This window comes from Pseudomonadota bacterium, assembly GCA_023229365.1.
Classification (GTDB): Bacteria; Myxococcota_A; Polyangia; order JAAYKL01; family JAAYKL01; genus JALNZK01.
Genome location: JALNZK010000012.1, coordinates 58,157 through 82,833 on the forward strand (window position 1 = coordinate 58,157; position 24,677 = coordinate 82,833).

A 24,677-nucleotide genomic window follows, 5' to 3' on the forward strand; every position below is an offset into this window, starting at 1 on the left:
CGACCTCTGCGTACATGATTGTCGTGCGGACGATAGTGTTAGTCGCGCTCGCGGCGCTGGTGCCCGCCCCGGCGGCGGCGGCCGGCCCGCTTGCACCTCCCGTTCCCGAGAGCGTGCGCGCCGAGGACGTTCCGGACGACGGCGGCCGCGGCATCTCCGTGACGTGGGAGATGGAGGCCGCGCCAGGCCTCTCTGAATTCGAGATCGTGCGGATCGACTCGAAGGGCGCCCGGGAGACCGTCGGCACGGCGCCCGCGGCCGACAGGAGCTTCAGCGACGGCGCCGACGCGGCGAAGGCCCCCCTGGACGGCGTGCCGTACGGGTACCTGATCCGCGCGGTGTTCGAGGGCGGCAGGGCGGCCGACTCCGCGCCGTCCGCCACGGCGATCGCGGAGCCGTCGTGGGTGCACCGCGCGCGGCTCCCGGGCCTCGCCGCGGTGATCGCGCTCGCGGTCATGTTCGGCGTCCTCATCGTGCGCGCGAGGCGCGGCGATACGTCGTACATCCGCCCGATCCCCGCGCTCGAGGCGATCGACGACGCGGTCGGGAGGGCCGCGGAGATGGGCCGCCCGGTGCTCTACGCGCCCGGGCTCGAGTCCGTGACGAGCCCGGTGACCGTCGCGTCGGTGGGCGTCCTCTCCCGCGTCGCCGAGCGGGCCGCGCGCCTGCACACGCGGATCAAGGTGCCGAACTACGATCCGCTCACCTACCCGGTCGCCCAGGAGATCGTGCGCCGGGCGTTCGCCAAGGTCGGGCTCGCGGAAGAGTTCAGGCCGGACGACGTCTCGTACCTGACGAGCCGATCCTTCACGTACGCGGCGGCGGTCGCGGGCATGATGACCCGCGAGAAGACCGCGTCCAACTTCTTCATCGGGCACTTCTTCTCGGAGTACCTCATCCTCGCCGAGACAGGCGCCGCGACCGGCGCGGTGCAGATCGGCGGCACCGACTCGGTCGCCCAGCTCCCGTTCGTCATCACGACCTGCGACGAGACCATGATAGGCGAGGAGGTGTTCGCCGCGGCCGCGCTGGTCAGCGACGATCCCGTCAGCCGCTCCACGATCCGGGCGCACGACTGGTTCAAGACGCTCGTCATCGCGTGCGTCGCGCTCGGCGCCGGGCTGAAGCTCGCCCTCGACGCCGGGGCGCTCGTCTGGATGCTCGACGGGCTCGGCGTGGACGGCGCCGAGGATCTGGCCGCGCGGATCGCCGCCGCGCTGTTCGGCGGTACGCCATGAAGCGGATGATCGGGTACCGCGTCCCGGCCGCGCTCCTCCTCGTGCTCGGCCTCTTCATGGCGATCCAGTACTACGTGCCGCACCCTTTCGCGCAGCGCCCGAAGGAGCTGATCCTCCAGTGGAAGCAGCCGATCAACGCGTTCATCATCTTCCTCGCGCTCGGCGGGCTCGTCGCGATGCACGCGCGGCGCGTGGTGAAGCGCCAGGAGCGGTGGGGCTACTCGGTGATCACGCTTGCGTCCGCCGCGGCGATGACGTTCCTCGGCCTCGCGTACGGCGTCCAGGACGACACCGTGTTCGCGGACTGGTTCGCGTACCTGGTGACGCCCATCGAGGCGACGATGTTCTCGCTGCTCGCGTTCTTCGTCGCCTCCGCGGCGTTCCGCGCGTTCCGCGCGCGGACGGTCGGCGCCACGATCCTGCTCGTGTCGGCCGCGATCGTCATGCTCGGCATGATCCCGGCCGTCCAGGCGGCGATCCCGCCGCTCGGGGACGCGGCGGAGTTCCTCCTCAAGTACCCGAACACCGCGGCCAAGCGCGCGATCATGATGGGCGTCGCGCTCGGTGCCATCTCCGTGTCGATCAAGGCGATCCTCGGGATCGACAAGACGATCCTGACGAAGGGGGAGTGAGCGAATGGACGCGCGCGCCCTCCTCGGCAGGCTCTCCCGGCTGGATCGGCGCGCGGTGTTCGCGGCCGTCGCGGTGGTGGTCGTCCTGCCGTTCCTCTCGCCCGTCGAGATGCGCGCCGAGCCGTCCCGGGAGACCCTCGCGTTCGACGCCGCGCTCGAGAGGGCGATAGGCGAGGGCAAGCCGCTGCTCGTCGGCGTCGACTTCGGTCCGCAGACCGTTGCCGAGATGGAGCCTCTGCTGCTCGCGGTGCTCGATCGCGTCTTCGCCGCCAGGTGCAAGGTCGTCTTCATCACGTTCATGACCGAGGCGTCGTCGCCGCTGCGCCGCTACCTCGAGCGGATGGAGGAGCGGCACGGGCTCGAGTACGGCGTCGACTACGTCTTCCTCGGTTACGCCTCGGCGTACGCCTACACGATGTACGGCATGGGGACGAACATCGGCGCGTACTTCCACTCCGACGACCGCGGCACGAAGCTCGCCGAGCTGCCGATCATGCGGGGCGTGAAGAGCCTCAAGGACGTCTCGGCCGTGATCGACGTCGCCTCGAACTCCATGCCGCGGTTCTGGGTGCAGTACGCGGTCGCGCCGCACGGGATCGATCTGCTCGTCGGCGCCACCGCGGTGAACGCCACCGACTACTACCCGTACCTGCAGACCGGGCAGATCCGGGGGCTGCTCGGCGGCGGCCGGGCCGCGGCCGAGTACGAGGGGATCCTCCTCGAACGCGGGATCCGGAAGGAGCCCGGAGACGCGACGCGCGGGCTCGGATCGCAGTCGCTGGCGCTCGCCGTGATCCTCGCGTTCATCGTGATCGGGAACGCGGCGTACTTCCTCGGCCGCGCGGGCCGCGCGAAGGGGGCCACGCGTTGAGCGGCGATCCCTACATCTGGATCGCCGCGCTGCTCACGATCGGCGTGTTCTCGTTCCTCGTCGAGGACAACCCGGTGTTCTGCGCGATCGAGCACCTGCTCGTCGGCCTGTCGACCGGGTACATGTTCTGCACCTACTGGGACCGCGTGTTCATCCCCGAGCTCGTGCGCCCGCTGTGGGAGCGGGGCGCCGGGACCGAGGCGCACCTGTGGGTCGTCGTGGTGGTCTGCCTCCTGTGGTCGTGCAAGTACATCGAGCGCGTCCGGGATCTCGCGAAGATCGCGCTCGCGTTCTGGCTCGCGGTCGACCTCGGGCTCGCGATCCCGACCGAGATGGACGCGGGCGTGATCGAGCAGGTCATGGGCACGATCGACGTGAGCTTCAAAGGGGATCCCGTTAGCGTCGTCGGCGAGATCGTGCTCCTCCTCGGGACCGTGGCCGCGCTGACGTACTTCATCTTCTCGAAGGCGCACCGCGGGGTCCTCGGCGCCTCCGCGAAGGTCGGCACGTGGGTGCTCATGATCGGCTTCGGCGCGTCGTTCAGCTACACGATCCTCTCGCGCGTCTACCTGCTCATCGGGAGGGTGCTCTTCCTGCTCCGCGACTGGTTGGGGGTGGTGGGGTAAAGACGGATCCTGTTCAATTCGAACGAGACGGCAGCTCATCTTGATTGATTATTGCGCGCCGCGGCATGCCGAAGAGAGGCAACTGACCCCAATCATTCCATTCGTGCCGTTGGCTCGGAAGATGCAGCGTTTGGAGTGCCGAACCACGACGAGGAAAATGGGAGACGACACACAAAGGGTGCAGTTCCGGAAGGAAGCCGACGACGCCCGGCTGCGCGGGCTCTTGAGCCCAGACGCGCTGACCGTCAGCCTGGTCTCCGCGTTTGCGGGGGACCGTCCCCTGTCCGAGGAGGAGCGAAAAGTTCTCAGCGACATGGAGGAGCGGCGCAAGGATCTGTTCTTCACTGATCTCCTCTACGCGACCACCCACCAGTTCTTCGCCCCCGCCGTCGCCCGGATCTTGTGGCACGACATCCTCCAACACAAATACACGATGTCGAAGCTGCTTGGCCGGAACGTGCGCGTCACCGTCGCCACGCTGGACTATCTCTCGAATGTCACGAAGGACATCATGTCTTCCACCGTGATCAACGAGGGGCACATCGCCCGGATCGCGGATCTCTCGATGCGCGACGGCTTGACGGGGCTGTTCAATCACACGAGCTGCCACGAGATCGTCGGGCTCGAGCTGAAGACCTACCTTCGCTACGGGATGATCGTGTCCCTGATCCTCGCGGACATCGACGACTTCAAGCTGGTCAACGACCGGCACGGGCACCAGGAGGGCGATCGCGTCCTTGTGGAGCTCGCGGAGATCTTCCGCGCCTCCTCGAGGGACTCGGACATCGGTTGTCGTTACGGGGGCGAGGAGTTCGCCGTGATCCTGCCTGGCACGGGCGCCGCCGAGGCCGGCGAGGTGGCGGAGAGGATCCGAGCGAAGGCAATGACGATCCGCGTCGGGGATCAGGCGATCACCGTGAGCCTCGGGGTGGCGGCATGCGACCCGGACACGACGACGGCGCATGCGCTCGTCGAAAAGGCGGATCAGGGATTGTACCGGGCGAAGCTGGAAGGGAAGAACCGGGTCGTGATCGTGGTCTAGACGCAGCCGCCGACGTCGCATCTCCGAGCTGTGAAATGGTTTGCGTGGGGGGCGAGCCTTGGCCCATGTGCTCGATGACGTCCGGGCGGATGCGGATGACGACGTAGTCCGGGGCGTCGGCCATGCGCACCTTCGCGTTGCGCACCCAGGGTCTCAGTACGTGTCCGGCATGGCGAACGACAGCACGACGTAGGCGACCTCGAAAACGATGTTGACGATCGAGACGATGATCCCCGCGGTGGTGAGCCCCTTCCCGCCCAGGCCGCCCAGGGACTTGTTGTAATCGTCGGTCTCCTTGCGCGCGCGGATCGAGAGGACGAGCCCGACGACGCCGCAGAAGAACGCGGTGATGAACCCGGCGATCGCCAGACCGTTCACCGGCCTGCCCGCCCTGCGATCGATTTCGTCCATCTATTGCAGCGCGGTCTTGATGAGGTTGTCGACCTCGTCCTGCGCGATGCCGAGGGCGGTCGCGACCTCGGCGATCAGCTCCCGCTCCGCCTTGGCCAGGGCGCCGTCCGCGGCCACGGCCATGGCGAGCTCCACGATCAGCGCGTTCTTGGAGTCCAGCGCCTCGATGCCTTCGGCCAGCGCCACCGGATCGTCGCCGATGTTGCGGGCGAGCACGTCCTTGCGCTCCGCGTCGTCGAGCCCGTAGCGGTCCATCAGCTCGTTCAGGATCTCGCGCTCGGCGTCCGCGAGCTGCGCGTCGGCCAGGATGGCCTGGGCGACGACCTTGCAGATCTGCACCTGGTCCTTCTTCGTGAGCTCGGTCATGTCGATCCTCCTCGCGTGCGGTGCGCAACGTTAACCCGATTTTGAGAAAAACCCAATCCGCGCGATGATCCCGGCATGGAAAATCCATCGACCCGGTCGACCCCCGTCGGCGCGCGCGGCGCGGGCGTCCTCCTCCACGTCACGTCGCTGCCAGGAGGGCACGGTGTGGGCGATCTCGGCGCGGCCGCGCACCGCTTTGCCGGGCTCGCGGCGGAGTGCGGGTTCTCGGCGTGGCAGATCCTGCCGCTCCACCCGACGGACGCGACCGGCTCGCCGTACTCCGGGCTCTCCGCGTTCGCCGGCAATCCGCTGCTCATCGATCTCGACGACCTCGTGGCGCGCGGGCTCCTCGAGCGCCGGGACGTGTGGGACCCACCGGGCTTCCCGCGCGGCGCGGCCGACTACCGGACCGCCGCGGCGTTCAAGCGGCCGCTCGTCGACAGGGCGGCGCGCGCGCTGCTCGCGGGCCGGGGCGCAGCTCTCGGCGACCGCTTCGCGGCGTTCTGCGAGGAGGCGGGGCCCGCCTGGCTCGACGACGCGGCGCTCTACGCGGCGCTCGCGCGAAGGCACCGGGGCGCGCCGTGGTGGCGGTGGGAGGCTCCTCTCAAGCGCCGCCGCGCCCGCGCGATCCGCGCCGCCCGCGCCGCGCTCGCCGGGGATGTCGAGCGGTACCGCGCGATCCAGTTCCTGTTTGACGTGCAGTGGCGCGCGCTCACGGCGCGATGCAGGGAGCTCGGCCTCCGGCTCTTCGGAGACGTGCCGCTCTACGTCGCCCGGGGCGCGGTCGACGTGTGGGCGCGGCCCGAGCTCTTCGCGCTGGATCGCGAGCTGCGCCCGCGCGCGGTCTCCGGTGTGCCGCCGGACTACTTTTCCGAGAAGGGCCAGCTGTGGGGCAACCCGGTCTACCGCTGGCGCGCGCACCGCGAGGAGCGCTTCCGCTGGTGGACCGCGCGGCTCGCCCGGGAGCTCGAGCTCGCGGACTGGGTTCGGATCGACCACTTCCGGGGCCTCTGCGCGTGCTACGAAATTCCGTTCGGGGCGCGGGACGCGCGGCGCGGGAGGTGGGTGCGGGCGCCCGGTCGCGAGCTGCTCGAGGCCGCGAGGGCCCGGCTCGGCCGCGCGCCGTTCGTGGCAGAGGATCTCGGCCTGGTCGGCGAGGACGTGCTCGCGCTGCGCGACGCGTTCGGCCTGCCCGGCATGGCGGTGCTGCAGTTCGGCTTCGGCGACGGCGCGGGGGCGGCGCACCTGCCCGAGAACCACCGCGAGCGGCAGGTCGTCTACACCGGCACGCACGACAACGACACGCTCGTCGGCTGGTGGCGGGCCGCGGGTGCGGATGTCCGGGAGCACGTGCGGCGGACCCTGCGCGTCCGCGGCGGAGAGCGGGAGATCGCGCGAACGCTCGTCGAGGCCGCGCTCGAATCGGTCGCCCGGCTCGCCGTGATCCCGATGCAGGATCTGCTCGGCCTCGGTTCCGAGGCGCGCATGAACACGCCCGGGAGCCCGCCCGGCCGGAGTTGGCAGTGGCGGCTCGAGGGTAGAGAGCTCACCCTGCGCCGCGTCGGCGCCATCCGGGAGCTGATCGAGGCGAGCGGCAGGGCACCGGGTTGAAGGGCGGGAACGCCGGTCAGAACACCGGATCCGCACAGCAGCGGAAGCCCGTAGAATAGTCGTGGTAGGTCGTCGTGTGCGCGGTCGTCGTGTACGTGCACCCCGGGCCGTTGATCGAGCCGTCCGCGTAGAAGCCGCCCTTGAACGTGCCGTCCGGATCCGCGATCCACTCGTGCAGGTTGCCGTGCATGTCGAAGATCCCCTCGGCCGTGACGCAGCCGGGGTTCGCGCCGGTCGTGTCGACCGTGTCCTCCTGCTGATTGATCCCCGGATCGTTCATGTGCTCGCCGTCCCAGACGCCATCGCTCGTGCCGAAGTAGTCGACAACGGGGTGCGTGCCCGGGTACGTGTCGTTGCACGCGCCGTCGACGTACGTGTCGCCGTACGGCCAGGTCCACTCGAGAGGGCCCTGGCAGGCGCGCAGCCACTCGTCGAGCGTGCACAACCGCCTGCCCGCGGCCTCGCACGCCGTCGCCGCGACGTCGCCGCTGATGTAGCCTTGCGGCACGACACCTCCGATCGAGGTCGCGACTCCGTCTTCCGGGACGTCGTAGGGGGACCAGTCGACGAGCGAGGCCTCCCACCTGTCGACGCACGCCGACCCCGCGAGCGCCATCCCGGCGGGGCAGGGGGAGATCTCGGTGTCCGTGTCCGTACCGCCGTCCGGGCCGGCGTCCGAATCGGAACCGGAATCCGCGTCCGCGTCCGAGTCGGAGTCGGTGTCCGAGTCGGAGTCGGTGTCGGAGTCGGAGTCGGTGTCCGAGTCGCCCGCCGCGCCGTCGCCGCAGCCGGCGGCGCCCGAGCCGAGGCACAGCGCCGCGATCGTCAGCCAGGTGAGCCTCGCCACGGATCGGCCTACGGCTCGTACCAGTCGCACAGCCGCTTCGGGATCTCGAACGACTGCGCGAGGGAGTCGGTGAACAGCGGCCCGACCTGGTACGGCGCGTCGAACGTCCCGTCGCCGTTGCCCATGTAGATCTCCAGGATGGACGGGCCCGTCCACGCGTCGCCGGAGTAGCAGTGGCCCACGATGACGTCCATGTCACCGTTGAAGTCGAAATCGAAGACCTGGGCGCTGCTCGTCACGCCCGGCGAGTCCGAGCCCGACTCGATCGCGGGCTCGAGGTCGATCGCCGGGTAGGCCGTCGAGGCGAACCCGCCGGAGCCGTCGCCGACGTAGTACCAGCTCTGCCCCGGATCGCCGTCGTCGTCGAATCCCATGAGCACATCGCCGTTGTCGTCCGAGGTGAAGTCGGCGAACACGGTGGAGTTGACCGGGTAGTTGTGCGTGAGGACGGACGTCGGCGTGGAGCTGAACGTGCCGTCGCCGACCCCGTCCAGCCGGTAGACGTTCGCCGAGGTCGCGCCGCCGCTCGCGAAGACGGCGAACACGATGTCCTTAACGTCGTCGCCGGTGATGTCCATCGCCTGCCGGCTCTGGGAGTAGCCCCACTGGCCGTCCACGACGCTCCCCGTGCCGAGCGTGAACGCCTCGCGCAGGGTGAAGGCGCACGAGGTGTCCGGGTAGTCCGCGACCGCGCAGTCCGCCGTGCGGATCGTCCCGTTGTTCAGGAAGACCCAGCCGGTGATCGACTCGATGTACCCGGAGGAGGGCGACCGTGTCGCCGTGACGAGGTCGAACAGGTTGTCCGAGTTGACGTCCGCCACGATGCCGCCCGCGCGCAAGGCGGTGGGGCCGACGTCGATCTGGACGAACTCGTCCTCCTTGTCGGTGCGGTAGAAGAAGTACATCTCGAAATCGCCCGTCGTGCCGTCCGCGGTCGCGTCGTGGGCGATGAAGTCGGTCCGGCCGTCGTCGTCGAAGTCGGCGATCGCGAACGCGCGGTAGTTGTCGTCGATGTCGTCCGCCGGCCATTCGATCTGATCCTGGAAGGTGCCGTCCTGGTTCGACAGGTAGAAGTAGAAGGTGCCGTTGTTGTTCGCCTGGATGATGTACTCCGGGAACGGATCGAGGGGGTACGGATCATCGACGTCGAGGATGTCGTCCGAGTCTCCGTCCGCCGAGAAGGGATCGGAGATCACGCAGTCCGCGCCGTAGTCCGCCTCCTCGAGGTCGGAGATGGAGTCGTTGTCGTCGTCGGTGTCCGCGTTGTCCCCGGTGCCGTCGCTGTCGTGATCGTCCCACTCGGACGGGTCGGTGGGGAACGCGTCATCGTCGTCCGGGATGCCGTCGGAGTCCTGGTCCGGGGCCTCGGTGTCGGAATCGATATCGGTGTCCGTGTCCGAATCGGTGTCCGTGTCCGAATCCGAATCCGAATCCGTGTCGACGTCCGTGTCGGTATCGGTGTCGGAATCGGAGTCCGAGTCCGATGCGGACGGCTCGTTGGCCGACTCCGCGCACCCGAGCGCCGCGAGCCACAGCAGCGATGCCGACACGAAGAGCCCGTGTTTCCAGCGAAGTGTTCGCATACGCTTCCTCCCCTCGTTGTCTTTGCCTTCTCCAGCGTCTCGAAACACGGTACCACAGAACACCGGCGCGCGCTGGGCGCTCGAGAGGAGGGGACATGACCGAGACCGACGATGCCGTTGCGAGGTGGCTCGACTCCTCCTTCGACCGGCTGGTCGCCGAGCTCGGCGAGTGGCTCGCGATCCCGAGCGTGAGCGCCGATCCCGAGCGCCGCGGCGACCTGGTGCGCGCCGCCGAGTGGCTCGCCGCGCGGCTGCGGAGGGTAGGCGTCGCGAACGCGGAGGTCGTCCGGACCTGCGGCCACCCGATCGTGCGCGGCGATTGGCTCGGCGCGGGCGCGGATCGCCCGACCGTGATCTGCTACGGCCACTACGACGTGCAGCCCGCCGGGCCGCTCGAGGCCTGGAGCGCACCGCCGTTCGAGGCCCGCGTCCGCAGGACGGAGCGCGGCGACGATCTCTTCGCGCGCGGCGCCGCGGACGACAAGGGGCAGATCGCGATCCAGCTCGCGGCAGTGGAGGCGCTGCTCGCGACCTTGGGCCGCCTGCCCGTGAACGTCCGCTTCCTGTACGAGGGCGAGGAGGAGGTCGGCAGCGGCGCCCTGGCGCGCTGGGTTGGGGAGAACGCCGCCGGCCTCGGCGCCGACGCGGTGCTCGTGTCGGACACGGCGATCGCGGCACCGGACCGGCCGAGCGTCGACTGCGGCCTGCGCGGGATCTGGGCCGGCGAGCTCGTCGTGCGCGGACCCGCCAGGGATCTGCACTCGGGCGCGTACGGCGGCGTCGTCATGAACCCGCTGCACGCGCTCGCCGAGATCGTGGCGAGCTTCCACGACGCGTCGGGCCGGGTGGCGGTCGAGGGGTTCTACGACGGCGTCCGCGAGCTCCCGGCCGCGGAGCGCGCCGAGCTGGGCAGGCTCGGGATCGACGACGCCCGGATCCTGCGCGAGACCGGCGCCCCGGCCGCGTTCGGGGAGCCCGGGTTCTCCCCCGCCGAGCGGATCGGGGCCAGGCCGACCCTCGACGTCATCGGCATGTGGGGTGGTGTCCTCGGCGCGGCGTTCCAGGGGATCATCCCGGCCGAGGCGCGCGCCAAGATCACCTGCCGCCTCGTGCCGGCCCAGGAACCCGAGCACGTCGGCCGCTGCCTCGCGGCGCACGTCGCGAAGCGCGCGCCGTCCGCGGTGACGGTCGAGCTCTCCGAGCGGGCCAGGCTCGCGGCGACGCTGCTCGAGGGGGACAGCCCGGCGTTCGGGGCCGCGTCGCGGGCGTTCGAGCGCGGCTTCGGCGTGCGGCCGCTGCGATCGCTGTGCGGCGGCGGGATCCCGATCGTCGGGGTGCTCGTCGAGGCGCTCGGTGCGCCGGCGGTTCTCATGGGGTTCGCGCTGCCGGACGACGGCGCCCACGGGCCGGACGAACGGCTCAGCCTCGGGTGCTTCAGGAAGGGCGTGAAGACGGTCGCGGCGTTCTTCGAGGAGCTGGAGGGTTGATTCAGCGGCCTCTCGCGGGGATCTGCTCCGCGCTGTAGCCGCGGCGGTCCAGCAGCGCCACGACGCCGTCGTGGCCCACGAGGTGCCCGGCGCCGATCACGACGAAGAGACGATCCCACGTCTCTGTGAGCGCGTCGATCGCGTCGGCCATTGCCGCGTTGCGGCGGGTGAACATCGCGTCGTAGAGCGGCTCGCGCCTCGGATCCTCGGTGAACGGCGCCCGCGAGACTTCGTGCACGGCGGCGGCGTCGCCGGCCTTCCACGCCCCGACGAGCCGCTCGAGCTCCGCCCTTCCCTCGGGTGTGAGGTCGTCGAGCGCGTCGGCGAGCACCCACTCCTGGAGCGCTGGCGAGAGGCCGTCGAAGACGGCGAGCTGCTCGTCGAGCGTTTCGAGCGCCTCGATGGGCTTCGCAGCGCCGGCGCGATCGATGAAGTGACGATCCATCCCGAGCGACGCGTCGAGCCCCATCTCGCTCGTCTGGATCTGGATCACGGACAGCGCCGCGAACCACGGTTCGAAGTTCGACACCATGGCGATCGGGATCTTCCTCTCCTCGAGCCAGCTCTCGAGAGCGCCCCACGTCTCGGGGCTCAGGCGATCTTTGATGGTCACGCCCGCCGAAAGGAGCGCGCGCTTCACCACGGCGCCCTTGACCACGCCGGGATCGAGATCGCCGGGACCGAGCTCCAGGACGAGCGCGTCCGAGGCGTCGAACGCCTCTTCGATCACCGGATCGAGCGGGTAGAAGTCGGGCGTCGCGGCGTGGATCGATCCGAAGAGGTAAACGGTCTTCCGCGGACCCGTCGGCGACGCGATCCGCCACAGGAAGGTCATCGGCTGGCCGGGGAGCGCCGCTTGGTCGGCTGTGACGGCGCGCCGGATCGCCGGCTGTTCGGCCGCGCGCTCGGTGCTCGGCGGGGCGCCGCAGGTCGCGAGGCACAGCGCGGCGGCTGCGAACGGCAAGGCGAGGGAACGGGATCCGAACGTCATGAGATCTGTGTGACGCCGTTGTAGTCAAATGTCAAGAAATGTAGGACAAGGCGACTCCGGGAGATCGCGTCCCGGATCCGGCTCGGCTATAGTGCCGCGTATGCCAACCGAACCCTGCCGCGTGGAGCTCGTGATCTTCGACCTCGACGGCACGCTCGTGGACAGCCGGGACGACATTGCCGCCGCCGTGAACGCCGCGCTCGCAGGGATCGGGTGCCCGCCGCGGCGCCTCGCGGAGATCGTCCCGCGGATCGGCGAGCCGCTCGACGCCATCTTTCGAAGCTGGCTCCCGGCCGATCGCGCGGCGCTGCTGCCCGAAGCCGTCGACGCGTACCGGCGCTTCTACTTCGAAAACTGCGCCCGCAGCTCGGCGCTCTACCCCGGCGTGCGGGGCTGCCTCGAGCGGCTCGCGCCTGTCCGGCTCGCGATCGCGACGACGAAGACGACGCGGCAGGCGGTCCGCGTGTGCGAGCAGCTCGACCTCTCCCGCCACTTCGCCGTCGTGCAGGGGTGTGACGACATCCCGCACAAGCCGGATCCCGCGGTCGTCCGCGCGGTGCTCGACCGCCTCGGCGTCGAGCCCGCCGCGGCGTGGATGGTGGGCGACACGGCGATGGACGTCGCGGCCGGCCGCGCGGCCGGCTGCGCCACCTGCGCCGTGACCTGGGGGATCGGCGGGCGGGAGGCGCTCGAGGCTGCGGGTCCGGATCTCCTCGTCGACGGCGCCGAGCTCCTGCCGGGCGCGCTCCTCGGCCGGCGCGCCGAGATCGGGTATGGCGGGCCCCGCCCGGACCGTGCTATGTGACCGCATCCGTGAGGGCGATGCGAATGACCCAGACGACGAGACGCCGTCTCTTCCCCCGCGCACCGGGCGCCGGTGAGGTCGGCGTCGCCGCGCTCGCGATCGCGGTCATCGTCGTGCTCGTCGTCCCGATCCCGCAGGCGCTCCTCGACCTGCTCATCGCCGTGAACCTCGGGCTCTCCGTCGTCCTGTTCACGGCGGCGCTCTCCATGCGCAGCCCGCTCGCGTTCGGCTCGTTCCCGACGTTGCTGCTCGTCGCGACGCTGTACCGGCTCGCGCTGAACGTCTCCTCCGTGCGGCTCATCCTGTCCGAGGCGGACGCCGGCGAGATCATCGGCGCCTTCGGGAGCTTCGCGGTGGGCGGCGACATCCTGATAGGCGCGGTGCCCTTCGGGATCCTCGCGATCGTGCTCTTCCTCGTCATCACGAAGGGCGCGGAGCGCGTGGCGGAGGTGTCGGCGCGGTTCAGCCTGGACGCGCTCCCCGGGATGCAGCTCGCGATCGAGACCGACCTCCGCTCCGGCGCCATTTCGGCGCGCGAGCTGAGCCGGCGGCGGTCCGAGCTCGAGCGGCGGAGCCACTACTACGGCGCGCTCGACGGCGCCATGAAGTTCGTCCGCGGCGACGCGATCGCCAACCTCGCGATCATCGGCGTCAACCTCGTGGGCGGTGTCGCGGTCGGCGCGCTCCGGCACGGCATGTCGGTTGGGGCCGCGCTCGACACGTACGGGCGGCTCACGATAGGCGACGGGCTCGTCACGCTCCTGCCCGCGGTGCTGATCTCGACGGCGGCCGGGTTGCTCGTCACCCGTCTCGGGCAGGGGGACGCGGATAAGAGCTTCGGAGGCGCGGTCGCGGCAGAGCTCGGGAAGGAGCCCTTCGCGCTGCTCGTCGCGGCGGCCGCCATGATCGCGCTGGCCGCCCTCCCGGGCTTCCCGGTGTGGCCGTTCGCCGTCGTCGGCGCGCTGCTCGCGATCCCCGGTGCGCTCCACCTGCGCGCGGCGCTGGCCGCTGGAAGGACGGCGTCGCGCAACGGCGCCGTCGAGGTGGATGATCCGCGCCGCCCCTTCGATCTCGATCGCACACAGGAGCTCGTCGACGCGCTCGCCGCCGAGAAGCCGGTGCTCGTGCGCGAGACCGTGCCGCGCCTCGTCGGGCTGCCGGCGCTCGCCGAGCTGCTCACCCTGATGCGCGCCGACGGCCTCGATGAGGGGCACCTCGGCGACCTCCTCGAGGCGCTCGCCCGGGACGGCGGCGAGGGCGGCCCGGTCGAGCTCGCGGAGCGGCTCCGGCGCCGGATGTCGGGCGTCATCACCTCGCGGCTCGTCGGTGCAGAGAGGAGCGTGGACGTCGCGATGCTCGAGCGCGACGTGGAGGCGGTGCTCGACAACGCGCTGTGCCGGACCGCCGACGGCGAGCGGCTCGCCATGCCCGAGGCCGATCTCCGCGGCGTCGTCGCGGCGTGCGCGGCGGCGCTCGGCGCGATGGAGAAGCCTTTGCTCCTCGTCCCGCCCCGCGTGCGGCGCCCCCTCGCGGCCGCGCTCCGCGCGCACGGCGTCGCGGCGGAGGTGATCGCCCACGGCGAGCTCGAGGGCGACGTCGAGGTCCGGATCGCGGCGCGGATATCGGTGTGAGATCAGCTCCGGTTCAGCGTCACCAGGGCGCGGTGTCCGGGAAGATCGCGTTGCGCTCGAACGCCGCCTCCACCGTGCGGAGCAGCTCGTTGTCCTGCAAAGGGGCGTGGCTCGCGGGGTCCGGCCCGTTCAGGACGCTGAACTCGTCGTATTCGGCCCACGGCTCGAACGACGGGTACCACAGCCAGATCGCCCAGCCCGTGTCGAGCCGCTCGAGCAGGTCGATCTCGTCCGACAGGAACTGTGCGGCGCCGGGCGCCCACCGCGCGACGCCGAGCTCGTTGACGGCCAAGGGCGCGCCGGTCAGCTGCCGGTAGGAGTCGACGGGCGCGAGCGCCTCCAGCAGCCAGTCCTCGTCGACGTCCTCCTCGGCGCCGTCGCCGTCCGCGTCGAACCACCCGGGGTAGGCCAGGCAGTCGCCGGGCGCCTGGGAGGTGAAGGCGCGCGGGTCGTACTGGTGCACCGCGTAGACGACTCGCGGATCGTCGATCGGCCAGAGGTGGCCGAGCCAGCCGACGTGGCTCCAGCCGAGCGCGCCGACGAGGATCGGCGTCTCGGTGTCGACCTCCCGGATCGCGGCCGCCAGGAGGGGGTACAGGCGGTTCCAATCGAGCAGGCTGCCGTCGTAGGCCGGGTAGAACTCTTCCGGCGAATAGGCGCCGACGAGCGCGTTCGAGTTCGGCTCGACCATCAGGTCGTAGGCCACGACCGCGCGGTGATCGCGAAAGCGCTCCGCCGTCGCGCGCCACATCGCTGCCCACGCGTCCTGCGCCTCGGCGCTCTGCCACAGCGTCTCGTCGTCGAGGCTCTCGCCGACCCACTCGGGGTCCTCCTCGTCGAGGAAAACGAACTCGTTGCGGCCGGGACCGGTCCTATAGCTTATCACGGAGAACAGCCCGGCGGCCGCCGCGCCGTCGACCGCGGCGTACAGGTTCTCGAGCACGGCCTCGTCTATATCGTACGGCGCCGTTTCGGAGAAGATGCCCGGGTGGGAGACGTCGACCACGTTCGCGCCCGTTGCTGCGAGACCCTCGAAATCCTCGGCGCCGTAGGGCGGGCCGACCGCGCCGGCGCCCAGGCCCGTCCCGTCGATCTCCGGGTACACGCGGCGCTGGTAGACGTTGGCGCCGCGCAGGCACGCCCCGTTCGTCCAAAGATCGATCTTGGATGCCGCCGCCGCGCAGAGATCCCCCTCCGGCGCGACTTCGCAGCCGAGCGAGCAGATCGCCGCAGCGAGCCACAGCGTTCCCCGCCGGCGCCGTCGTCTCGATCCTGCCTGGACGCTCACGGCCCCAACGATACCGTGTCTATCCCCCAGTAGTCGATGTCCCAGGTGTCGTCGCCGACGGCCCGGAACCGGATCTGGGCCGCCGCGGTTCGGCACTCGACGGGCAGCGCGTGCGTCGCGACGGTCCAGGCGAAGCTCTCGTCCCAGGTGTCGTCGCCGTCCGTGTACGTCGTCAGCGTCGCCCAGCCGGAGCCGTTCCAGCACTGCGGCTTCATCTCCTCGTCGTAGCCGTAGTAGTCGTCGTAGTAGTCGTCGAGCGTGATGGCGTAGGTCAGCTCGACCGACGCGCAGCCGCTCAGGTTCGCGGTCGGCGAGGTGAGGTCCGACGTGTAGCCGGTGTCGTGCGGGTCGTCGTCGAAGCGCATGTAGCCGCTCTCGCGCACCCAGTTGTCACCGTAGCTCCAGCCGTCGTCGCCGGACGCCCAGCCGCCGGCGATCGCGGAGAGCTGGCAGTCGTCGGTGTCGGTGTCCGTATCGGTGTCGGTGTCCGTATCGGTGTCGGTGTCCGTATCGGTGTCGGTGTCCGTATCGGTGTCGGTGTCTGTGTCGGAGTCGGAGTCGGAGTCGGAGTCTGTGTCGGAGTCGGAGTCTGTGTCGGTGTCCGTATCCGTGTCCGTGTCGATGTCAGTATCGGTATCCGTGTCGGAGTCGGAGTCCGAGTCCGAGTCCGAATCCGAATCGCCTGACGAGCCGCCGCCGGCCATCTCGCCTTTGGCGCAGCCCGTGACCGCGAAGAGGCCGACTAGGATCAGGAAGCGCGCCTTGAACGTCAGCATTCAGCCCTCCTCGGGTTCGCGGAGCTTCTACATGATAATACGTGGGAACGAACGAAGCTCCCGGATGTTTCGAACTCGGCGGACGGCTAGCGGGCCGCCAGGACGACGCCCGTCACGATCGCCGCGGCTACGGCGAGGCCGGCGATCACGAGGATGAGCGGGAAGAGGCTGCGCCGGGGTCTCCCCTCGCGCTTCGCCGCCTCGAGCGCCCCGATCAGGTCGATCGCCTTGCGCTGCGCCGACGAGAGAAAGGGCCCGTGCGCGGCGCCGCAGAACGCGCAGCGGACCGTCTCTCCCGGCGCGCCCTCCGGGAGCGGGGCCTCGCACTGGCTGCAGAGTCGAGCGGTCAAAAGTCGCCCGTCGCGCGCTCAGCCCTTGATGATGCGGGGCAGGAGCATCTGGTGCTGCGGGCAGAACGAGATCGGGTTCTGGTGGATCCCCGCCGCGAACGCGACGACGTACTTGCGCAGGTCGGCGAACTTCACGGTCTCGTCGACGAAGCCGCGCTTGGCGCAGTACTCTGGGCGCGAGCGGTCGTGGTACTTCTTGGCGAGCGCGTTCATCTTGTCGATGGTCGGCTGGAGATCCTTGCCCGCCTCCTGATCCTTGACGAGCCTTCGCGAGAAGCTCGCGACCGCCGCGGTCTCGCCGTGCATGACGTAGATCTCGGTGGTCGGCGTGCCGAGCGTGAACGCGTTGTTGTCGTTGGCCTGCGGGCCGCCGAGGACGTAGTGCGCCGCGGCGGTCCCCTTGCGCAGCACCACCGCCATCATCGGCACGTCCGTCGACTGGATCGAGTAGATGAGCGACTGCCCGAGGCCGAGCAGCTCCGCCTTCTCCGCGACGTCGCCGACGTCGATGCCCGAGGTGTCCTGCAGCCAGATGATCGGCAGGCGGTCGCGGCCGCAGAGCGGCACGAACTCGTTCATCTTGATGAGCCCCTGGCGGTAGAGCTTGCCGCCGATCCCGGCGTAGTCCGCGTACTCCGGGTAGCCCGCGCCGAGGAACCCCTGCCGGTTCGCGATGAGGCCGCACAGGAAGCCGTCGATCTTGACGAGGCCGGTGTACATCTCCGGGCCGTAGCCCGGCCGGAACTCCGTGTGCTCGGAGTTGTCGACGAGGCGCGCGATGACCTCCTCGACCTTGTAGGTCTGCTTCTGGTCGAACGGGATGATGCTGTCGATCTCCGCGGGCGGGAACCTCGGCTCCGCCGGGGCGGCGACGCGGAAGAAGCTCGGGTTGTACGCCGGCATGTCCGCCATGTACTTCTTGATGACGTCGAGGACGCCGGTCTCCGTCTCCTCGACGTGCCGGAAGAAACCGGTCTCGTTGTAGTGGATCTCCACGCGCCCCGGCGGAGTGGCGCGGAGCTTCTTCTGCGCGTCGATGATCAGCTGCGCGCCCTCGAGATCGAAGCCGCCCTTGGGCGCCATGCCTCCCACGATCCCGGCGCCGCCGACCGCGATGTTCGCGTCCTTGTGCGCGACGAGGATCGTCGGGCTGATGCCGTGGTAGCCGCCGCCGGCCGGGTTGGTCCCGAAGATCGCGACGAGCACCGGCACGCCGAGCTGCTCGAGCTCCGTGTGGCGGTAGAACGGCGTCCCGTTGCCGCGGCGGTCCGGGTAGACCTCCTCCTGCTCGGGCAGCTTCACGCCGGAGCAGTTGAGCACCCAGACGAGCGGGAGGTGGAGCCGCTTCGCGAGGTCGGTGACGCGCAGGATGTTCTCGGCCTGACCCGAGATCCAGGCCCCGGCGAGCACCTTGTTGTCGGAGGCGATCACGACCGCCCACTTGCCGGAGATCTTCGCGAGGCCGTCGATGACGCCGGTCGTCCCCTCCTCGTTGCCCTTCGGATCGTAGAGCGTGTGCAGCGGGCACCACGTGCCCTCGTCGACGAGGTAGTCGAGGCGCTCCCACGCGGTCATCTGGCCGCGCTTCTTGAGATCCGCCGCCGGGATCCCCGCGCTCTTCACGCGCTCGATCTCGGCCGCGAGCACCGCCTCCACACCGCGGATCTTCTCGACGCTGTCTCGGTTGCGCTCGATCGCCTTGGGGTTGAGCGCCTTGCCGATGTCGTTCATCTTCTCGAAGTACTTCCTCATCGAATCACCTCCGCGTTGAGTCGTAGAAGGGCCGCGAGAGCCGTCATACCATCCCGCGGGGCAGGTTCAAGGGGAAGATAGAAAAGGACCCTCCGGATGTGCCGTCCCGAATGGCGTCAAAACCCCGCGTCCGTTCTACGTGGGTCCCGTGTCGCCGCTTCAGGCTTCCGATACGCAATGACCGGTCTGCACACCGCGACGAGGAACAGGCCCCGGGGTTTTGGTACAGCGGGATTACTCTCATCGCCCCGGCAACGTACACCCCAGAGGGTCCTCCAAGAGTATGTGCCCTCGCCGCGCGCGGTTCAAGGCTGTCGCCGCAGGTGAAAGATCTTGCCGTCCGCGCTTGGCACGCTCTAAAATGCGTCGCGGTTCGGGCCGGATCGGCGCGCCGCCGGAGACTTCTTGGAAGATCTTTTCCTCCAGCTGACCTCTCTCCAAGGCGGGTTGGGGATCCTCGCGATCTTCGGCGTCCTGCTCCTGTGCGGGCTCGGGCTGCCGATCCCGGAGGACATCCCGCTCATCTCGGCGGGCTACCTCATCCACCTCCAGCAGACGACCTGGGTGATCGCGCTGCTCGTGTGCATGGCGGGCGTCCTCGTCGGCGACACGATCATCTACTGGTTCGGCAAGCGGCTCGGCAAGAAGCTGCTCCGCAGCCGGCTCGTCATGTTCTTCACCACGCCCAAAAGGATCCTCAAGGTCAAGGCGTACTACAGGAAGTACGGGCCGAAGATCATCCTGGTCGGGCGGTTCCTGCCCGGGCTGCGCGCCCCGATCTTCTTCGTCGCCGGCAGCTCACGCCTGCGCTACGCCAAGTTCATCACCTACGACGGGATCGCCGCGCTCGTGAGCGTCCCGGTGTGGCTCCTCGTGGGATCCAAGTTCGGGAACGAGATCGACACGCTGCTCGGCTACATCCAGCGCGGGAAGACGATCACCTTCTCCGTGCTCGGCGGGCTCGTGCTCCTGTACATCGTCTACATCGTCTGGAAGGCCAAGGTCGCCTCCAAGAAGCGCCTCGCCTTGGCCGCGGCCGCCGCGAAGGAGCTCGAGCGGGAGAAGGACGCCGAGCTGTAGCCGCCCGGAGCTTACTAAACTGTTAAGGACCGTCCCCGGAATTCCTTGGACCCAGAGATTCGTTAGAACCGCACGCCGATCGCCGCGCGCGGCAGGAGCCCGAGCTGATCGGAATCGATACGCCAGGCGCCATCGATCTCGAGGCGGAGGAACAAGCGCACGCGCCCGAAATCGGCGAGATGGAAGCCCACCGCGCCTGCCCAGAGCAGGCTCATCGACGGTTCGGTTTTCCCGTCCACCCACAAGAGCAGCCCGAGCTGCGCTTCCAGCCAGATCCGTTTTGCCAGAGGCACGGCCAGCACCGCGGTCGCCGCGCCGAGCACAGCGAAGCGATTGCTGTAGTCGCAGACGCAGTCCACGGAGCTCGTGCTCGACTCATCACAGAGGGTGTCGTCTTGCGAGTCGTCTAGGCACATCCCGCACGCCATTGATTCACACGCCGTACGCAAGCGGCCGAAGTCGAGACCGAGGCGCACCCCCAAGTCCAATCGCGTGGCCACGGGCCACATCAATCCGGCTTCGACGCCTCCGAACGCTCCGCCGTACCAACGTTCCTTCTCTATGGTTTCTCCCTGCAGCTCTCCGCCGTATTTCTCCTTGAACAAGGCGTAGCCACCCGTCGCTCCGACCGTGGCATAGAACTTTCGCCGGTCGACGGGTTCAGCCGAGGTGGGCTCGCAGAGCCCCGCCAGGATGAGAAGCCCCAACAAGGGAATCCAGAGACGTTTTGCTCCGCGGATCACGCTTTGGTCGCCCCCTACTTCTCGCTCTTCGTCGCGATGGCGAAGCGCTGCGCGCCGGCCAACCGCCAATCAAACAGCTTTGACATCGACGAGCTTCAACCCCTCCGAAACTATATCACGGCACAAAGAGCGACGTCGTCGTTCCGTGGGACGGGGCGATGCCTCCGCCCCATCCCCCTTCGTTTGCAGGCCCGCGTCGACCAAGATATAGTCGCAGAGGAGAAAATGGATGCCCGGCCAACCTCAACACGACGTGCTCCTCGACGCTCAAGGTCGTCCCTACTTCCTGTGGGATGTCGACATGGATCTCGAGGCGCTCGAACAGCGGCTCGCCGATCCGGATCCCGTCGTGAGCGGCTACTTCCACGCCAAGCTGATGCGCGAAGCGCGGCCCGAAGACGTCTTCAAACTGACGACGAGGGCGAGGATTCGCGAGCTGTGGCCCCACCTCGAGCGGCACCTCGGGCGCACGCGAGAGCACTGGCGCTGGCTCTTCGAGCAGTGGGAGACGGGCGACGATGGCCGAGAGTAGGCTGAGCGGGCTCCAGACCAGGATCCTGGTTCTGCTCGCGCGGCTGAGCCCCCCGTGGACATTGGTCGGAGGCGCGGCGCTCGCCGGTTTCCACTTCGGTCACAGGACGACACGCGACCTGGATCTCTTCTTCCGGCGCAGCGACGGGCTCGGCGATCTCGGTTCCCAAGTTACCGCTCTAATCGAAGCCGAAGGGCTGAAGGCGACGAGCATCAGGTCGACCCGCGACTTCGTCCGGCTGTCGGTTTCTTCCGCCGAAGAGACGGTCATCGTGGATCTGGTCAGCGAGCTTGCTGAGCCGCCTTGCCCGCCGATCGAGGTGTTGTTGGGCGATGCGACCGTGCAGATCGCTTCTCGCGGAGAGCTGCTCGCCGCCAAGCTTTGCACGCTCATGAGCCGGGCCGAGATCCGCGATCTCATCGACGTTCGCGCCTTGCTGGAAAGCGGAGAGGATCTCGCACGGGGGATGGAGACCGCCCCGCTCGTCGACTCCGGTTTTTCGTCCATGACGTTGGCGTGGGTGCTGCGCGATCTCGACGTCGCAAAGCTCGCGATGGCGAGCGGGATCGATGGAGGAGAGGCGCAGAAACTCGCCGGTTTCAAGGAGCTGTTCGTCGCGAGGTTGGTGGAAGCGGCACGTCCGCAGTGATTCGGGCCTCTTCTACTTCTCGCTCTTCGTGGCGATGGCGAAGCGCTGCGCGCCCGCCTTGCGCGCCTTGTCCATCACGATCACGGCCGTGCCGAGGAGGATCTTCTCGTCGCCCTCGAGCACGACGAGCTTGTCCTTCGAGAGGGGCAGGGCGGCCTGGATGTCCGCGGTCAACGTCTCGAGGGAGGTCTTCTTCTCGTTCAGGTAGATGCTGCCGTCCGACTTGACGGCGACGGTGATCCCCTTGTCGGGCTGCACGGACGTCGTGTCGCTCGACGCCTTGGGCAGGCTGACCTTGATGCCGCTCTGGCTCAGCACCGTGCTCGTCACCATGAAGATGATGAGCAGCACGAGGAAGATGTCGGTCAGCGGCGTGATGTTGATCTCGGAGAAGCCGACATCGTCGTCGTCCGCGTCGTCTGGACCCCTGCTCGCCATGCGCTACTTCCCGAACGTCTCGAGGAGCTCGTCCGAGAACCCCTTCAGGTACAGCCCGATCCGGTTAATCTTCATGTTGTAGTAGTTGTAGAAGATCACCGCGATCACCGCGACGACGATGCCGGCCGCGGTGGCGATCAGCGCCTCGCTGATGCCGGCCGAGACGACCGTGAAGCCGCTCGCCCCGGTCGTCGCGATGCTGTGGAACGACCGGATGATCCCGACGACCGTGCCGAACAGCCCGATGAACGGCGCGCTCGCCCCGATCGTCGCCAGGATCCAGAGCGGCCGCTTCAGGTCGTGGACGATCTGCTTGCGCTTGGTCTCGACCTTCTCCGCGACGTTCTGGGTGCTCCTTTTGGAGATCGCGAACCGGCACAGCTTCTCCACCGGGAGCCGCTCGCCCTTGCACAGGTCGGTCGCGATGTCGGACTGCTGCTTGGCCAGGACCGGGATCACCTTCTCCTGGAACTCACGGCACTTGTCGAGGATCCCCCACAGCGCCCAGATGCGCTCGAACACGACCGCCCACAGGGCGACGGAGTAGATCATGAGCGGCCACATGGCGAAGCCGCCGGCCTTGACGAGATCCCAGACGCCGGTGATTCCGAAGGTGTCCATGCCTACTCGGCTCTCCAGATCTCCCCCGCGGCCGCGGCCCGGTCGTGCAGGGCGACGCGCTGCTCTTCGAGCGCCGCCGGGAGCTTCTTCCCGAACTTGGCGAAGTGCGCCTTGATCTCCTCGGCCTCGGCCAGGGCGCCGACCTTCGCGATCTCGGTGACGCTGCGGAAGGAGGTCTCCTTGAAGTCGAGGCCGCGCCAGTCGAGATCGCGGTACCGCGGCTGTAGGCCGAACGGGCTCGGGACCGCCTCGCCGCGGCCGCGGGCGCGGTCGACGATCCACAGGATCACGCGCATGTTCTCGCCGTAGCCGGGCCAGATGAACTTGCCGTCCGCGTCCTTGCGGAACCAGTTGACGCGGAAGATCCGCGGCAGCTTGTAGCCCTTGCCCTCCATCGACAGCCAGTGCGCGAAGTAGTCGCCCATGTGGTAGCCGGTGAACGGCAGCATGGCGAACGGATCGCGCCGGATCGCGGCCTGGCCGATCGCCGCCGCCGTGGCCTCGGAGCCCATGGTGGCGGCCATGAACACGCCGTGCTTCCAGTCGTGCGCCTCGTAGACGAGCGGGAACGTCTTCGACAGGCGGCCGCCGAAGACGAACGCGCTGATCGGCACCCCGTGCGGGTCCTCCCACGCCGGATCGATAGTCGGGCACTGGGACGCGGGCGCCGTGAAGCGCGAGTTCGGGTGCGCGGCGACGCGGCCGCAGCCCGGGGTCCAGTCCTTGCCCTGCCAGTCGATCGCGTGGGCCGGCGGCTCGCCGTCCATCCCCTCCCACCAGACGTCGCCGTCGTCGGTCAGCGCGACGTTGGTGAAGATGCTGTTGCGCGTCATCGAGTCCATGGCCATCGGGTTGGACTTGTACGACGTGCCGGGCGCGACGCCGAAGAACCCGTTCTCGGGGTTGATGGCGCGCAGCGTGCCGTCCTTGTCGGGCTTGATCCAGGCGATGTCGTCGCCGACCGTCGTCGTCTTCCAGCCGTCGATGCCCGCGGGGGGCACGATCATGGCGAGGTTCGTCTTGCCGCAGGCGCTCGGGAACGCCGCCGAGATGTAGGTCTTCTCACCCTGGGGCGACTCGAGGCCGAGGATGAGCATGTGCTCGGCGAGCCAGCCCTCCTCGCGCGCCATCGTCGAGCCGATGCGGAGCGCGAGGCACTTCTTGCCGAGCAGGGCGTTGCCGCCGTAGCCCGAGCCGTACGACCAGATCTCCCGGGTCGCGGGGAAGTGGCTGATGAACTTCTTGCCGATGTCCCCTTCGCACGGCCACGCCACGTCCTTCTGGCCGGGGGCGAGCGGCGCGCCCACCGAGTGCAGGCACTTCACGAACGGGCCGTCGCCGAGCACGTCGAGCGCCGCCTGTCCCAGGCGCGTCACGATCCGCATGTTGACCGCGACGTAGATCGAATCCGTGATCTGCACGCCGAGGTGCGCGATCTTGGAGCCGAGCGGCCCCATGCTGAACGGGAGGACGTACATCGTGCGGCCCCGCATGGAGCCCTCGAAGGAGGCGCGGAGCGTCTTCTTCATCTCGTCCGGGGCCATCCAGTTGTTCGTCGGACCCGCATCGTCCTTCTCGGGCGAGCAGATGAACGTGCGCTCCTCGACGCGCGCCACGTCGCTCGGGTGGGATCGGACGAGGAAGCAGCTCGGCCGCTTGTCGGGGTTCAAGCGGGTGAACATCCCCGCCTCGACCGCTTCGGCGCAGAGCCTGTCGTACTCTTCCTGGGAACCGTCGCACCAGTGCACCCGATCCGGCGTGCAGAGCGCCGTGATCTCGTCGACCCACTGCAGAAGAGCCTTGTTCCGTGTTCGTTCGTGTGCCGTCTTCTCCATCTGGGACCTCTCTTCCGGTAACACGTCCGAATGGTTTATCATCCATTTGGAGAAAATATTCACGTTGGATTTCATTGCCGACGCAAGGTTATGCGACAAATGTATTAGATTATGAGGTCATAGATACGGGGGCGGAAGGGAGAGCGTTTTCATGAGGATCGATACGTTGAAGCGTTGCGTCGCTCTGGTCGCCCTGTTCTGCGGGGTGCACGCGCTGGTGGGCTGCGCCAACATGGAGGCGGACGTCGGCGAACCGGATTCGGACTCGGACTCGGACTCGGACTCCGACACGGACACCGACGTCGATACGGACACGGATGCCGATTCGGACACGGAGAGCGACACGGGTACCGATTCGGACACGGACACGGACACGGACACGGACACGGACACGGACACGGACACGGACACGGACACGGATACGGACACGGATACGGATGCCGACGTCTGCCCGTACGAATGCTATTCGACC

At 68.7% G+C, this 24,677-nt stretch carries 26 protein-coding genes and 1 other RNA gene; 13 read left to right on the forward strand and 14 right to left on the reverse strand.

The window, feature by feature from the left end; translation table 11 throughout:
* The first annotated feature begins 23 nt into the window (after positions 1-23).
* The 5 genes from M0R80_09155 to M0R80_09175 all read left to right on the forward strand — a co-directional run bounded on the left by M0R80_09155 (position 24) and on the right by M0R80_09175 (position 4,409).
* On the forward strand, positions 24-1,238 hold the full coding sequence (locus M0R80_09155; protein MCK9459792.1) for a hypothetical protein: 1,215 nt from the start codon (positions 24-26) through the stop codon (positions 1,236-1,238).
* A complete protein-coding gene (locus M0R80_09160; protein MCK9459793.1) occupies positions 1,235-1,870 on the forward strand; it encodes a hypothetical protein in 636 nt (211 codons plus the stop codon). The genes M0R80_09155 and M0R80_09160 overlap by 4 nt, the downstream gene beginning before the upstream one ends.
* 4 nt (positions 1,871-1,874) lie before the next feature.
* Positions 1,875-2,741 (forward strand): hypothetical protein, encoded by an 867-nt coding sequence (locus tag M0R80_09165; protein ID MCK9459794.1) that lies wholly within the window; start codon positions 1,875-1,877, stop codon positions 2,739-2,741.
* The gene (locus tag M0R80_09170; protein MCK9459795.1) at positions 2,738-3,367 is read left to right on the forward strand and encodes a hypothetical protein; all 630 of its coding nucleotides are present in this window, start codon (positions 2,738-2,740) and stop codon (positions 3,365-3,367) included. Before M0R80_09165 ends, M0R80_09170 begins: the two co-directional genes overlap by 4 nt.
* A gap of 157 nt (positions 3,368-3,524) precedes the next feature.
* Positions 3,525-4,409: a GGDEF domain-containing protein gene (locus tag M0R80_09175; GenBank protein MCK9459796.1), complete on the forward strand. Its 885-nt coding sequence runs from the start codon at positions 3,525-3,527 to the stop codon at positions 4,407-4,409.
* Positions 4,410-4,562: 153 nt separating this feature from the next.
* Here the strand turns inward: M0R80_09175 and M0R80_09180 are convergent, their stop codons facing one another.
* On the reverse strand, positions 4,563-4,820 hold the full coding sequence (locus M0R80_09180) for a hypothetical protein (protein ID MCK9459797.1): 258 nt from the start codon (positions 4,818-4,820) through the stop codon (positions 4,563-4,565).
* Complete coding sequence (locus tag M0R80_09185; GenBank protein ID MCK9459798.1) at positions 4,821-5,186, reverse strand: TerB family tellurite resistance protein; 366 nt, start codon at positions 5,184-5,186, stop codon at positions 4,821-4,823.
* 75 nt (positions 5,187-5,261) lie between these two features.
* Between M0R80_09185 and malQ the strand changes: the two genes are divergently transcribed.
* Positions 5,262-6,797, forward strand: coding sequence for a 4-alpha-glucanotransferase (malQ, locus tag M0R80_09190; protein MCK9459799.1), 1,536 nt, complete (start codon positions 5,262-5,264; stop codon positions 6,795-6,797).
* A 16-nt stretch (positions 6,798-6,813) separates the two neighbouring features.
* Here malQ and M0R80_09195 read toward each other — a convergent pair whose 3' ends face one another.
* A complete protein-coding gene (locus M0R80_09195) occupies positions 6,814-7,644 on the reverse strand; it encodes a formylglycine-generating enzyme family protein (protein ID MCK9459800.1) in 831 nt (276 codons plus the stop codon).
* A gap of 8 nt (positions 7,645-7,652) precedes the next feature.
* Positions 7,653-8,840: an FG-GAP-like repeat-containing protein gene (locus tag M0R80_09200; GenBank protein ID MCK9459801.1), complete on the reverse strand. Its 1,188-nt coding sequence runs from the start codon at positions 8,838-8,840 to the stop codon at positions 7,653-7,655.
* A gap of 482 nt (positions 8,841-9,322) precedes the next feature.
* Here M0R80_09200 and M0R80_09205 point away from each other — a divergent pair, with 482 nt between their 5' ends.
* Positions 9,323-10,714, forward strand: a complete 1,392-nt coding sequence (locus tag M0R80_09205; GenBank protein ID MCK9459802.1) for a dipeptidase — start codon at positions 9,323-9,325, stop codon at positions 10,712-10,714.
* A 1-nt stretch (position 10,715) separates the two neighbouring features.
* On the opposite strand, the gene M0R80_09210 is transcribed toward M0R80_09205, so the two are convergent.
* Complete coding sequence (locus M0R80_09210) at positions 10,716-11,705, reverse strand: TraB/GumN family protein (GenBank protein ID MCK9459803.1); 990 nt, start codon at positions 11,703-11,705, stop codon at positions 10,716-10,718.
* A gap of 100 nt (positions 11,706-11,805) precedes the next feature.
* Here M0R80_09210 and M0R80_09215 point away from each other — a divergent pair, with 100 nt between their 5' ends.
* Positions 11,806-12,510 (forward strand): HAD-IA family hydrolase, encoded by a 705-nt coding sequence (locus tag M0R80_09215; GenBank protein ID MCK9459804.1) that lies wholly within the window; start codon positions 11,806-11,808, stop codon positions 12,508-12,510.
* Between the two features lie 23 nt (positions 12,511-12,533).
* Entirely contained in the window at positions 12,534-14,141 is a 1,608-nt protein-coding gene (locus M0R80_09220) for a flagellar biosynthesis protein FlhA (protein ID MCK9459805.1), read from the forward strand.
* A 19-nt stretch (positions 14,142-14,160) separates the two neighbouring features.
* Here M0R80_09220 and M0R80_09225 read toward each other — a convergent pair whose 3' ends face one another.
* The 5 genes from M0R80_09225 to ssrS all read right to left on the reverse strand — a co-directional run bounded on the left by M0R80_09225 (position 14,161) and on the right by ssrS (position 18,580).
* On the reverse strand, positions 14,161-15,429 hold the full coding sequence (locus tag M0R80_09225; protein MCK9459806.1) for a glycoside hydrolase family 5 protein: 1,269 nt from the start codon (positions 15,427-15,429) through the stop codon (positions 14,161-14,163).
* A complete protein-coding gene (locus M0R80_09230; protein MCK9459807.1) occupies positions 15,426-16,205 on the reverse strand; it encodes a hypothetical protein in 780 nt (259 codons plus the stop codon). Before M0R80_09230 ends, M0R80_09225 begins: the two co-directional genes overlap by 4 nt.
* Before the next feature lie 86 nt (positions 16,206-16,291).
* Positions 16,292-16,555, reverse strand: coding sequence for a hypothetical protein (locus M0R80_09235; GenBank protein ID MCK9459808.1), 264 nt, complete (start codon positions 16,553-16,555; stop codon positions 16,292-16,294).
* 18 nt (positions 16,556-16,573) lie between these two features.
* On the reverse strand, positions 16,574-18,307 hold the full coding sequence (locus M0R80_09240; protein MCK9459809.1) for a glutaconyl-CoA decarboxylase subunit alpha: 1,734 nt from the start codon (positions 18,305-18,307) through the stop codon (positions 16,574-16,576).
* A gap of 85 nt (positions 18,308-18,392) precedes the next feature.
* Positions 18,393-18,580: non-coding RNA, 6S RNA (gene ssrS, locus M0R80_09245), on the reverse strand.
* Positions 18,581-18,712: 132 nt separating this feature from the next.
* On the opposite strand from ssrS, the gene M0R80_09250 reads away from it, so the two are divergent.
* Positions 18,713-19,387, forward strand: a complete 675-nt coding sequence (locus tag M0R80_09250; GenBank protein MCK9459810.1) for a DedA family protein — start codon at positions 18,713-18,715, stop codon at positions 19,385-19,387.
* A gap of 62 nt (positions 19,388-19,449) precedes the next feature.
* Here the strand turns inward: M0R80_09250 and M0R80_09255 are convergent, their stop codons facing one another.
* Positions 19,450-20,130 carry a hypothetical protein gene (locus tag M0R80_09255; protein MCK9459811.1) on the reverse strand — a complete coding sequence of 227 codons (681 nt, stop codon included), beginning with the start codon at positions 20,128-20,130 and terminating at the stop codon, positions 19,450-19,452.
* Between the two features lie 229 nt (positions 20,131-20,359).
* Between M0R80_09255 and M0R80_09260 the strand changes: the two genes are divergently transcribed.
* Positions 20,360-20,662 (forward strand): hypothetical protein, encoded by a 303-nt coding sequence (locus tag M0R80_09260; protein ID MCK9459812.1) that lies wholly within the window; start codon positions 20,360-20,362, stop codon positions 20,660-20,662.
* Positions 20,649-21,311, forward strand: a complete 663-nt coding sequence (locus M0R80_09265) for a nucleotidyl transferase AbiEii/AbiGii toxin family protein (protein MCK9459813.1) — start codon at positions 20,649-20,651, stop codon at positions 21,309-21,311. Before M0R80_09260 ends, M0R80_09265 begins: the two co-directional genes overlap by 14 nt.
* Positions 21,312-21,323: 12 nt before the next feature.
* Here the strand turns inward: M0R80_09265 and M0R80_09270 are convergent, their stop codons facing one another.
* The 3 genes from M0R80_09270 to M0R80_09280 are packed head-to-tail and all read right to left on the reverse strand — an operon-like array spanning position 21,324 to position 24,205.
* The gene (locus M0R80_09270; GenBank protein ID MCK9459814.1) at positions 21,324-21,749 is read right to left on the reverse strand and encodes a biopolymer transporter ExbD; all 426 of its coding nucleotides are present in this window, start codon (positions 21,747-21,749) and stop codon (positions 21,324-21,326) included.
* A 3-nt stretch (positions 21,750-21,752) separates the two neighbouring features.
* Positions 21,753-22,370: a MotA/TolQ/ExbB proton channel family protein gene (locus tag M0R80_09275; GenBank protein MCK9459815.1), complete on the reverse strand. Its 618-nt coding sequence runs from the start codon at positions 22,368-22,370 to the stop codon at positions 21,753-21,755.
* A gap of 2 nt (positions 22,371-22,372) precedes the next feature.
* Positions 22,373-24,205, reverse strand: a complete 1,833-nt coding sequence (locus M0R80_09280) for a phosphoenolpyruvate carboxykinase (GTP) (protein ID MCK9459816.1) — start codon at positions 24,203-24,205, stop codon at positions 22,373-22,375.
* A 151-nt stretch (positions 24,206-24,356) separates the two neighbouring features.
* Here M0R80_09280 and M0R80_09285 point away from each other — a divergent pair.
* Positions 24,357-24,677: hypothetical protein (locus M0R80_09285; protein ID MCK9459817.1), on the forward strand; the 321-nt coding region annotated here is incomplete at its 3' end.